At 45.6% G+C, this 12368-nt stretch carries 7 protein-coding genes; all 7 read left to right on the forward strand.

Annotated elements, in window-relative coordinates; translation table 11 throughout:
• The first annotated feature begins 51 nt into the window (after positions 1–51).
• The 7 genes from ASG93_RS05675 (at position 52) to ASG93_RS05705 (ending at position 12193) form a co-directional block, all read left to right on the forward strand.
• Positions 52–3786 carry a LamG-like jellyroll fold domain-containing protein gene (locus ASG93_RS05675; RefSeq protein WP_063891779.1) on the forward strand — a complete coding sequence of 1245 codons (3735 nt, stop codon included), beginning with the start codon at positions 52–54 and terminating at the stop codon, positions 3784–3786.
• Positions 3787–4023: 237 nt separating this feature from the next.
• Positions 4024–5745, forward strand: a complete 1722-nt coding sequence (locus ASG93_RS05680; protein ID WP_056829713.1) for an extracellular solute-binding protein — start codon at positions 4024–4026, stop codon at positions 5743–5745.
• A gap of 136 nt (positions 5746–5881) precedes the next feature.
• A complete protein-coding gene (locus ASG93_RS05685; protein ID WP_056829715.1) occupies positions 5882–6853 on the forward strand; it encodes an ABC transporter permease in 972 nt (323 codons plus the stop codon).
• Positions 6854–6866: 13 nt separating this feature from the next.
• Complete coding sequence (locus ASG93_RS05690) at positions 6867–7787, forward strand: carbohydrate ABC transporter permease (RefSeq protein WP_056829718.1); 921 nt, start codon at positions 6867–6869, stop codon at positions 7785–7787.
• 46 nt (positions 7788–7833) lie between these two features.
• On the forward strand, positions 7834–9057 hold the full coding sequence (locus tag ASG93_RS05695; RefSeq protein WP_056829720.1) for a sialidase family protein: 1224 nt from the start codon (positions 7834–7836) through the stop codon (positions 9055–9057).
• Positions 9058–9161: 104 nt separating this feature from the next.
• Entirely contained in the window at positions 9162–10787 is a 1626-nt protein-coding gene (locus ASG93_RS05700) for a helix-turn-helix domain-containing protein (RefSeq protein WP_056829722.1), read from the forward strand.
• Positions 10788–10870: 83 nt separating this feature from the next.
• Complete coding sequence (locus ASG93_RS05705) at positions 10871–12193, forward strand: ABC transporter substrate-binding protein (protein WP_056829724.1); 1323 nt, start codon at positions 10871–10873, stop codon at positions 12191–12193.
• Positions 12194–12368: the final 175 nt, after the last annotated feature.

Below are 12368 nucleotides of genomic sequence, written 5' to 3' on the forward strand. Positions count from 1 at the left end.
GGCTGTTGAAGATGCAAGAAAAGAACTCAATTATGGGAGGAGCACACAAGCTTGAAAAAAACATTTAGACGAAAATTGGCCATGTTGCTGGCGCTAGCCATGGCCGTGCCATCCGTGGCATTTGCTAGTGGCGGCGGCGGGAGCGATCCCAACAGTACGGGGAGCGCGGTAATATCTACGGTAGGTTCTGTCGATAAGCACCCGGTCTCTTACGCCAGCCTGCCTAAGTCTGTGGACGTTGTGCACGTAACCATCGGCCAGCGGGATTTCAGCTTGCTTGTCGGGGCGACGAAAAGCTTAACCGTTTCGATAGCTCCCGTCGCAGCGACAAATAAAAGCGTTAGCTGGAGTTCTAGCGACCCGGCAGTCGCCACCGTCGACGAGAACGGCAAAGTGACGGCGGTCTCCCCCGGCACTGCGGATATCCAAGCGACATCGGCAGAAGATTCGTCGAAGTTTGATTCGGTCGCGGTTCAGGTAACCAAAGCGTCCTTCACCAACGTTTCCGTTCACGATCCATCGATTGTCAAGGATGGCAACACGTTCTATGTGTTTGGTTCCAATCTCGAGGCTGCGAAGTCAACCGATTTGATGAACTGGACCCGGTTCACGAACGGTGATACGACGCCGGGCAATGTCCTGTACGGCGACCTGGTAAAGAACTTGGCCGGTTCTTTTGCTTGGGCCGGGAATAGCGATGCCGACAGTACCGGCGAACATAGGGTATGGGCTCCTTACGTGTTTTATAATGAGGATTACAAGAACAAGGACGGATCGATAGGCGCATATATGATCTATTACTGCACCTCGTCCACTACTATTCGTTCGGCGATCGGATATGCGGTTTCCCAAAATATTGAAGGGCCTTATACGTATGTGGACACCATTGTCTATTCCGGTTTTACCCAGAATGACGCATATGACAACAGAAGTGTCATTAATAAAAAATGGACCAATACCAATATCCAGGCTCTGGTTGATAACGGCAAGCTTCAAGGACCCAGATCGGAATGGTTCAACGGTAACGGCTCGTTTAACAACGACCTTTTTCCGAATGCAATCGACCCGGATTTGTTCTATGACAAAGACGGGAAGCTGTGGATGACATACGGCTCCTGGTCCGGCGGGATCTTCGAGCTTCAAATCGATAAGGTAAGCGGAAAGGCTATCTATTCGGGCGCTGATGGTACGACGGCCGACGGCAGAATGGTGGACCGTTATTTCGGAACGAAAATCGCAGGCGGCTACCAACAATCGGGCGAAGGATCTTTTGTTATCTATGATAAGAAAACGGGTTATTACTTCCTGAATGTAACCTACGGATGGCTGGAAGCGGGCAGCGGGTACAATATGCGCATGTTCAGAGCGACATCCCCGAACGGCCCATTCGTTGACGCACAAGGAAAATATGCCGTTCTGCCGCCAAATACGTCGAACCAGGACTACGGCAACAAGATGATGGGAGACTACCTGTTTCAGAGAGAGATCGGAGACCCTGGAACCGGTACGGGCATCAGTTACGTTTCTCCTGGTCACAATTCCGTCTATTTTGATAAAAAAACCGGGCAGTTCTTCCTTGCTTTCCACACGCGCTTCCCGGGAAAAGGCAATTCTCATGAGGTCAGAGTTCACCAGATGTTTATGAACAAAGACAATTGGCCTGTCGTTGCACCATACCGATATACGGGCGAGAAGCTTGAAGCTGTAACCGATCAGGATTTGGCCGGAGAATACAAGTTTATCAATCACGGTAAGAGCACTTCGGGAATCATCCAAAAATCCGTCTTTATCCGTCTGAACAACGACCATTCCATTACCGGCGACGCTGCCGGCAGCTGGAGCAAAACGGGCGATAATCTGGCGGAAATCACCATTGACGGAGTTACCTACAACGGTGTATTCGCGCGGCTTTGGGATGACACCTCAGGACGGGTTGTTATGACCTTTACCGCGATGTCTGGCGAGGGAGTAACGGTTTGGGGAAGCAGGCTGCAGGATAAGACGGATCAGGAAATAGTTGAAGACGTATTGAACGACATTCATCTTGGCGATACAAACAATGTCGTTTCCAACCTGACACTCCCGGTCGAGGGCACCAGGCACGCAATAATTACGTGGCAGACATCCAATGCCGACGCTGTTACAGCAACCGGGGTTGTAACCCGCCCTGAACCGGGGGCACAGGCGGCAGCAGCCATATTGACCGCGACGGTAACCAAAGGTAGTGTAACGGACTCCAAAACAATTTTCGTTACCATACTACCGAGGCAAGCGGCCAAACTGAAAGCCGATTATTCGTTCGACGGCAGCCTGAACGATTCTACTGGCATATTGGGTGCGGGAACAGTAACCGGAAATCGCATCGACAATACGGGCGGCACGATTACCTATGCGCAAGGCATGCACGGAGATGCCGCCGTGTTTGACGGAAATTCCGGCGTTCGCCTGCCTGACGGGCTAATCAACAGTGACAGCTATTCGGTATCGCTGTGGGTCAAGCCGGATGCTTTGACAAGGTATACGCCCACTTTCTTTGGAGCGAAGGACCGGGGCAGCTGGATCAGTATTCTGCCGCAAGGTCCGGCAAAGGACAACACGATGCTGTGGTCCCATAATGTTGCAGCAAACGGCGAAAACACCTGGTATGAAGCACCGTCGGGCATGACAGTGAAGATCGGCGAATGGAACCATCTGGCCATTACCGTCGAGAAGGGCACTGCCACCGTATACGTAAACGGGGTGCAAAAATTTAAGGGAACGAGCTTCCCGGATGTCTTTACGCCCGAAAACAATGGCATCTTCGGCCTTGGAGTAAACTGGTGGGATACGCCATTTAAGGGCATGATCGACGACCTTCAAATCTACGACGGAGTTCTCACTTCACAAGAAATCAAGAACATGGTTTTTGACCCGGCCATTAAAGTGAGCGGGATTCGGCTTGGCTTGACGGAGAAGAGAATATCTGCTGGGAACACATTCACGCCTTCCTCCGTTTCGGTAGCCCCGGCATTCGCGGGCAATCAGGCGCTGGTTTGGAACTCGGCCGACCCGTCAATCGCAACCGTCGACGAAATTTCAGGCCAGGTCACTGCCCTCAAGGCCGGATCGACGACGATTACTGCAACCGCAACCGATGGGAGCGGTACGGCGGCAAGCTACACGCTCTACGTCCTGGACGGAGCAATTGCGTATTATACGTTCGATGGGAGTTTATTGGATTCAACACGCTACGGATCAGGTACGGTAACAGGCAACCGGGCGAATAATACCGGCGGAACCATTACTTTCAGCGACGGCGTTTCCGGCCAGGCGGCTGTATTTAATGGAAGCTCCGGCATTCGTTTGCCGAATGGCTTGATCTCAGGCTATACGTATACGGTATCGATGTCTGTATATGTGGATCAAGCCAGCCAATACACGTCCGCGTTCTTCGGATCGGCGACGCCAGGCAGTTGGATCAGTCTGGTACCAAGAGGGTCGGGTGACGCTCAGCCGACCATGCTATGGTCCGGATCAGCCTGGTACAATGCGTCTACCGGCATTCAAATTCCGACCGGCACCTGGGTTGATCTTGCTTTCACGGTCGACAATGGAACGGTGACGGTGTACGTTGATGGCGTTGCCAAATATACGGGCATAGGCTTTCCGAATGTGTTCACGACAGACAACGGAATATTCGCGCTCGGCGTGAACTACTGGGACAACCCATTCATTGGCAAGATTGATGAGCTCCGAATCTATGATAAAGCGCTGACTGCTGATCAGATTCAAACGTTATCGCAATAACCTGATTTCAGGCCAAGCAATGGCCGTCAGAGAAAGCAACTCTGACGGTCATTGAAAACGATTTTCAGGCGGCATGGGGGCTTCAAAAGAGTGATAGGGCTGTCAAGCTTTCCTCATAGAATGAAATCAAAATGAATAGAAAGATCAAATTCATGTAAAGAAAGATCATGTCCAATATGATTGCGCTACCATATCATAGAATTAGGTAACATACTTAATTTCAAAGGGGGATAAAAAATGAAAAAGTCAGTTTCAAGCACGGTTTTAAGTACAGCGTCCATCTTGGTGCTTGTTGTAAGCGCTTTAAGTTTGGCAGGATGCGGGTCTAAGACTCCAACTCCTAACGCTACCCAAGCACCGCAGAACACAGCAAAAGCAGCAGGGGAAACTGCTGAACCGGTTACCCTAAATTGGTTTTCCGATGTAAGCTTCTGGAATCCGCCAATGACCTGGAGCTCGGATCCCAATACCTTTATGGGTGTAATTTCCAAAAAGACTGGTGTTAAATTTGCAATGAATATCCCGCCCCAGGATGGAGATACCAAATTAAGCTTAATGCTGGTATCGGGTGATATTCCGGATGTAATTACTGTAGCAGACCCTGGTAATACAACAAATATCATTTCCAAATTGGTCAAGTCGGGAAAGGTGTGGAGTCTGGACGAGTTGATCAAGAAATACGACCCGAATTCTCACCTGCTGAAAGATTTCCCTAATGACATCAAAAATGAGTTGATTAAACGTGATGGCGGCTGGTATGCGATCCCGAGCCATATATCTTCAGATGATTTGAGAAAAACATACCCGCCTTCAAGTCAGTACTATATAGATCGAACTAAATATCAATACAACGATACCATCATGGTAAACAGCAAAATGTTGGAACAGGCGGGAATTGACATTAACAGCCTTGGCACCGAACAAGGTTTGCTTGATGCTCTTAAGAAAATCAAGGAATCGAATTTAAAAGTTGACGGCGCGGATGTTATACCTCTTCTACTTGATGGCAAGAACTATTGGGATACAACGATGAGGTCAATCACCAGCCAGTTTGGCGGAATGAATGTAGATGAAAAAGGTAATTACCGTGATTTGATATATTCATCAGGATACAAGCATGCACTTGAGTTTATTAACAAATCTGTAAATGCGGGATTTATTGACCCAAGTGAATTTACTATGGATACGAATGCAACAGCTGCTGCAATTGTATCCGGCCGTGTATTTGCATTTTGGGGAAATACGGCAAATACTCACTATGCGGATGACAAAACGAATCAGCCTTTTTGGAAATCGCCTGCTCCCGTACTTTCAAGCACCGGTGCAAAACCTGTAATGGGTATGCATTATAGACCTACCGTAGGCTGGATGCAGACATTTATCTCCAAAACTACAAAGGAACCAGAGAAAGCGATTAAATGGCTGAGCTATATGACAAGTAACGAAGGTCTATACGATAGCAATGGAATTGAGGGCACTAACTATACATTGGATAAAAATAAAATGATTCATATAACAGAGGAAGGAGCAAAGAATGATTCTACAAAAACCGGTATCTGGGCTTACTGGGCTTTCGCCAACACAGACTGGGGAAATCATGTTAACGAGGCGCCTACTAAACAGCTAGGAACGGGCGGACTTATGGATACTGCTGTTACAACAGCATTTGCGAGATCTGAGAAAACAACAATATTTGAAAGATCACCTCTTGATGTTCCGCCGGGATTCATCCAGTCCAAAGGATTAGGAAATCAGGAAACTGAAATCAAGAATTTCGTACAAGCCGAGGTAGCAAAAATTATTACGGCAAAAGATTTGTCAGAAGCAGATACGCTTTATAATAACATGGTAAAAAAGGCGACTTCTATGGGATTGGATAAAATTGACGCAGCAAAAGATGAACTCATGAAAAAGCAAAGCAAGGAAATGGGTATCCCTATGAAGGGTATAAACGAATAAGAGTGATGACATCATTCAGGTGATGAAATAAGTGACGCTAAAGTTCTGTATGATGCTTTGAGGCGTTAGCGTCACTTCATTTATATCAGAAATTAATATTTATGCCACCAGCGACTTCGGCGGAATGGAGATTCATATGTTTGAAAAAACGGTTGGTAAGTCCTTAATAATAAATAATACAAAAAAGAAGACATTTAAGCTTGGTCATGATTTTCGTACCCAATTTGAACTCGGTATCATGCTTTGGCCTTCCGTATTGCATATTTTAATATTTGTCTTTATCCCGCTATTTGGTTATATCATTGCATTCAAAGATTATGATCCGACAAGTGGGGTAGCGGGCATATTTTCGAGTGCGTGGAACGGTTGGGATAATTTTATGATCATGTTTCACAGTTATGACTTTATTCCTATGCTAAGGAATACAATCGGTATGAATCTTTTGGCGTCTTTTGTAAGCATTCCTATAACTCTATTTTTCGCTTTATTCTTAAATGAAATAGTCAGCAGTAAATTCAAATCGATCGTTCAAACTGCCACTTATTTACCGCATTTTTTATCATGGGTTATTTACGGTGGGTTATTTGTAACGCTATTAAGATCTGACAGTGCCGTAAATTTTATTTTGAAAAAATTGCATTTTATTCATAAACCCATTCAATTTCTTGCCGATCCTTCCTATTTTTGGGGGGTTGCTACTGTAACCTCACTTCTGAAGGATCTCGGGTGGGGAGCTATTCTTTACCTTGCGGCGATAGCGGGAGTGGATGCGGCCCTTTATGAATCAGCAACAATAGATGGCGCCGGTCGTTTTAAAAAGATGTTTTATATAACAATACCGTGTATCATGCCTACCTTGATGATTATGATCATATTTGCCGTAAGCGGTATACTTAACAATAATTTTACCCAGATTTACGTATTTCAAAATTCATTGAACCTTCCGACAAGTCAGGTAATCGATACTTATGTGTATCAGTTCGGCTTACAGCAGCTTCAATTTAATGTAGCGACCGCCATACAATTAATGAAATCGGTTTTTGCTGTATTACTTCTTTGGGGGGCAAATTCCATATCGAAGAAATTATCTAACTCGGGTCTTTTCTAAGGAGGAAAATCAAATGGTCCCCAATGGAGCTCGTTCCGACAGGACATTTAATATTGTGAATATTTCAATTATGATCATACTCATCATCTTAACCGTGTATCCATTCTACTTTTCTATTATCAATTCCTTAAATGATGGTACGGATTTGAGACGTGGACCGATATTATTATGGCCAAGGTTGTTTAGGTTTGACAGCTGGGCGAAAGTATTGTCAGATGCAACATTAATAAAAGCCGAAATGATTACCTTATCCCGTACAATCATAGTTACCGTTGTACAAATCCTAAATACGGCAATATTCACATACGCTTTTTCCAGGCCATACCTGAAATTCAAAAAATTCTATGTAGCCGTAGGGTTTATTAGTATGTACTTTCCCGGCGCCTTGATTCCGACCTTTATCCTTTATAATTGGTTGGGCATATATGATACCTACTGGGTTTATATATTACCTATTCTTGTCGGAAACTTTTTCAACGTAATCATATTTAATGCCAATTATAAGGCCATACCCGACGCGCTCTTTGAATCGGCTAAAATGGATGGTGCCAATGAGTTTAAAATTTTCTTCTCCATTGTTTTGCCTCTTTCAAAATCGGTTATTGCAGCCATATCGGTTTTCGTGGCAGTATGGATATGGAACGACTATGGCACCACGTTGTTTTTCACACAAAATTCGAACTTGCAAACCCTTCAATATTATATATTGAAATTAATTATGTCGAATGCAGGTGCTGACCAATTGTCGAGCGCAGCTTCCCAAAATGCAGATATAGCCCAACTCGCTATTCAAGCTAGAGGCATAGGTAAAACTACAGCAGAGACCATTCAACTGGCGGCTATGGTTATTGCATCTATCCCGATGCTTATCATGTACCCGTTTGCTCAGAAATTCTTCATAAAAGGAGTGCTGCTGGGGTCGGTCAAGGGGTAAAGAAGTTTGAGGGAGCACCTTTGTTAATAAAGGAGATGAAATCAATATGGCGGGTTCCAGTTTTGTTGTAAGCAAAAAAGTCCGAATGTTTGCGATTGTTTTGGTGGCATGCGCAGCAATCTTTGGCTGCGCAGCAGCCTTCAAATTCTTCTTTATCGGCGCCGATCATGCCAACATCGGCACCGATCATGCCAACGCAATATTCGGGCCCTTGAAGATGTACACTGCGCCGGACAGCGACCCGGGACCGGGCGCGCTTTACGGCAGAGCCACTCGTCTGCAGCACTCAAAATCCGCCAACGGAACCATGCTGGCCACGTTCGAGCAGTATGTGAACGGCACACCCAGCTTTCCAATCTTTGAAAGCACGGATTCAGGAGAAACATGGAAACAGATTTCCAGCGTAACCGATCAGGTAAACGGATGGGGGTTGCGCTGGCAACCCGAATTGTACGAGCTGCCACAGGCGATCGGAAATATGCCGGAGGGTACGATTCTGTGCGCAGGGAATTCTATCCCTTCAGACTATTCCAAGTCGAAGCTCGATCTCTATAAGAGCACGGATCACGGCAAGACATGGTCGTTCGTCAGCTCGATCGCTTCCGGCGGACAGCCGAAATCGGAAAACGGTTACACGCCGGTTTGGGAACCGTTCCTGATGGTGGCGAACAACAAGCTGATCGCTTATTATTCTGACCAACGCGATACCAAATATGGCCAAAAGATTGTGCATCAAACATCGACTGACGGAATAAACTGGGGCCCCGTCGTCGATGATGTGACTTCCTCTTTGTACATCGACCGCCCGGGAATGCCGGTAGTTGCGCGAATGGGTAATGGCAACTACATCATGACTTACGAAATGTGCGGTTCGCAAAATTGTGAGGTTTCTTATAGAATCGGAGCAGACCCGGAAAATTTCGGCTCAGTAAAGGGGATTGGCTTGCTGGCGAAAGATGGTACGAGCCCATCAAGTTCACCATATGTCGTTTGGCTCCCGACTGGAGGTGCGAACGGCACCTTGGCCGTTTCCGCTTTTTCCAGCAGCTCGCTGTTCCTGAATACGCAAAATGGCGAAGGACTGTGGACCAAAATCAAACCCAATGCGGGAATTGGTTACAGTCGAGGACTTGTGCCGATGTCTGACGGGCATACGCTGTTCGTCATCTCTGGAGGCCCGCTTGGCAACAACTATTCCAACTCGGTTACATACGGGACTGTCGATTTGAGGAGCGACATTTCGGATGGAGGGGAGCAGTCAAAAAAATAAGTAAAGTAAATTCGAAAAGTGGCTCCCGAGGGAGCCTTTTTTCGATAAGTACGATATTAGGCAGACGTATTGGATTCATTATATAGGGTGGAAGGAGGCGTGTTATGTACAGGGTCTTCATAGTGGATGACGAGCCGCTTATTCGATTGGCTATCCAACAAATTGTACCATGGGCTGAGGAAGATTGTGCTGTCATCGGGGAGGCGGCAAACGGACAAGAAGTGTGGGAACGAATATGTACGAAACAGGATATCGACTTGTTAATATTGGATATCCATATGCCAAAGATGGATGGCATCACGCTCTTGACATGTCTGAAAGAAGCGGACTTGAAACGCAAACCCGTCTGTATTGTACTCAGTGCTTTTTCGGACTATGAGTACGTCCGTCATGCGTTCCTGCTCGGGGCAGTTGATTATATCGTCAAGTCTGATTTGAGTCCCGAGCATGTCATACCGGTGTTAAGGAAAACGGTTGAATTATTACAGGACAGAGAGCATGATGCTCAGATCGATGATGAAGCTGCTTCGCTGAAGGCTAATAATTTGCTCAGGGAGTACTTGCTCCATAAGCAGCCGAATCATCAAACGATTGATATGACTTCATTATTGGCGAGCAGATTGCAAGGAACTGGAGCCAACCAGCAACTTGTATTCGTAGTGTTGGTAGATCGAACACGTGATATGGTTGAAGCTGAAAAAGATGTTAGCCAGCACAAATACGAATATTTATACACAACGATAAGCCAGGTGCTGCAAAGGGAAAATATTCCCTATGAACTTGTTCCATTTAACCTATACGAATACGTCGTTCTATTCTTTTTTGAAAATGCGAATAGTTATTTGTATCTTCGCAACAGAGTAGCGGAATTATTCATCTATCTGAGAAGCAATATAAAGAACTATCTCGATTGTTCGGTTTCCATTGGTGTTTCAGATATTTGTATGGATTGGAAGGAATGGCGGCTGCGTTATGCACAATCCAGACAACTGGCCGAGATGCGCTTTTATGAAGGCCCCGGACGGACCTTCTATTATGATTTGAACCGACCTCAGATTGCGACCGAGCCAGATATGCCGAATCCATGGGATTTAACTCAACTTTTGCCATACATCGAGCATGGAGATGAGCGCTGGGAAGCAGCATTTTATCAAGGCTTGGAAATATTGGAACTTGAAAAAAGAACGTTAGGAAAAACACTCCGATTCTATCAGCATCTGCTGCGTGAGCTCGGCGCTCTGTTAGTCGTAAAAGAATTGGATTGGAGACATTTGCTGGAAGGTGATAAGCTGCCTTACGAGCTCGTAGAACAATTCGATTTTAAGAAAGATCTTCACGACTGGCTAATTGATACCGTCCATAAAGCAGTAGTGTTATTGCATACCAAACAATCGGAGCGTTCGTTAAGTCTCGTGGATAAAGCTAAACGATACATTGAGAATCATTTCCGGAAGCCGATTGCGTTAAGACAAGTGAGCGAAAGCGTCGGCGTCAGCGAAAGTCATCTAAGTAAGCAATTCGCCAAAGAAACGGGAATGAACTTCGTTGAATTCGTCACGAAACTACGTATTCAGGAAGCCAAGCGCTTGCTCGAAGCAGGAATGAAAATGTATGAGGTTTCTATCCAGATAGGCTATGAAAATCCTGAACATTTCAGCCGGGTATTTAAGAAAAATGTAGGGCTTAGTCCGCAACAATACAGGGAGTCGCATCACAAAAAATATCATTGAAACCACAATATATATCATGTGACCCATGTATCGAAGCTTGTAGAATAAAACTTGTAAGCGATACCACCATAGGGGGAATGAACTTGAAAAAGAAAACACTTGGATCCATTATGGCCGCAGTCATGGCCGTTGGGTTGGCAGGATGCGGAGCTAACAGCGCAGCCGATACCAAATCTGCGGGTAACTCGGCAGCGTCTGCATCTCCCGATACTAGTAAGGGAGCTATCACTGCACCAATTACATTGAAGCTCTCTACCTGGGATAGCGACAGCGCTTTTCTGGACAAATGGTCGGCGAAAGTAAAAGATTTTTCCAAAGTGATGCCTAACGTAAAGGTGGAAGTCGAAACCTTCAAGAGCGATGGGGATTATTTGCAAGCGATGAAGGTAAGGATGGCAGGCAATGAATTGCCGGACGTTATTGCGCTAAAGCCTAATTTCCTTAACGATTTCAGAGATGAATTATTGCCGCTTGATGATATGAGTGTAACAGCTAAAAATACGAAGGCAAAGCACTTTGCCGTGAATGGCAAAGTGTTGGCACTACCGATGATCTCTTTCCCTGAGCTTGTCTACTATCATCCGAGCATCTTCAAAGAACTTGGACTCAGTGTACCGAAAACTTGGGAGCAATTCATTGAAACATTATCGTCGATTAAGAAAAGCGGAAAAAATCAAGCGTATGCCATGGGTGGAAAAGACTCCTGGCCGGACTATCCATTTAACGAATTCATGCCGCTGCTTGTATCCGGCGATGAAAATTACTACGATACAATTGCCGGACAAGACAAGCCTTTCGATAAAGATACCCCGTTCTACAAGGCCTATACGGATATTCAAAAATTATACGATGCTAAAGTAATGGGCAACGATCCGCTTGGCTTGAGCAATGATCAAGCTACAGGATTGTTCGAGGCGAAGAAGGCTGCCGTTATAGCAGCAGGGCTCTGGTACTTGCCGCAATATACATCCAAAGTTGGCAATACGGACGACCTGTCGGCATTCCCGCTGCCGGTGCGCCATTCGGAAGCCGAACCGCTTAAAGTAATAACATTCACCGATGATTTCTACGGAATTAATAAAAACTCGAAAAATCTTGACGCAACGAAAAAGTTTGTAGAATGGATGTTTACTTCTGATGCATACCAATTTTTTGTCGACGAGAAGATGAGCAAATCACTCATGGAAGGCGTTGAGTCTAAAGCACCGTTTATGAACGATTTCTATAAAAATAACAAGTTCGAAGAATTCAATTATCAACCGGGTGGCGAGAAATTCAACAAAATTGTGAATGCGATGCAACTGGATTGGAAGAAGCTGGGTCAAGATATGATGTCAGGCAAATCACTTGACGGAATTGCAACTGATTTGAATAATAAATGGGCTAAGGCAAGAACGGCAAAGTAATCCATTTGGATATGGAGCAGCTAAGAGATCATGATTGCAATCGTGGTCTCTCTGCTTCAACACTGCGCAATGGAGGGGAGACCAGAAGAGAATCTAAATATCTTCACATTAATGTAAGCGCTTCTATTAAGGAGCTTTATGAGATAGATTAACGAATGCTTTGCGGAGAAAGGGG

It is taken from the genome of Paenibacillus sp. Soil787, from assembly GCF_001429545.1.
Classification (GTDB): domain Bacteria; phylum Bacillota; class Bacilli; order Paenibacillales; family NBRC-103111; genus Paenibacillus_E.

Bases quoted from the DNA above. Each gene is read 5' to 3' on its own strand.
- ASG93_RS05690 (WP_056829718.1), top strand. From the start codon at position 6,867: ATGGTCCCCAATGGAGCTCGTTCCGACAGGACATTTAATATTGTGAAT.
- ASG93_RS05685 (WP_056829715.1), top strand. From the start codon at position 5,882: ATGTTTGAAAAAACGGTTGGTAAGTCCTTAATAATAAATAATACAAAA.
- ASG93_RS05700 (WP_056829722.1), top strand. From the start codon at position 9,162: ATGTACAGGGTCTTCATAGTGGATGACGAGCCGCTTATTCGATTGGCT.
- ASG93_RS05695 (WP_056829720.1), top strand. From the start codon at position 7,834: ATGGCGGGTTCCAGTTTTGTTGTAAGCAAAAAAGTCCGAATGTTTGCG.
- ASG93_RS05680 (WP_056829713.1), top strand. From the start codon at position 4,024: ATGAAAAAGTCAGTTTCAAGCACGGTTTTAAGTACAGCGTCCATCTTG.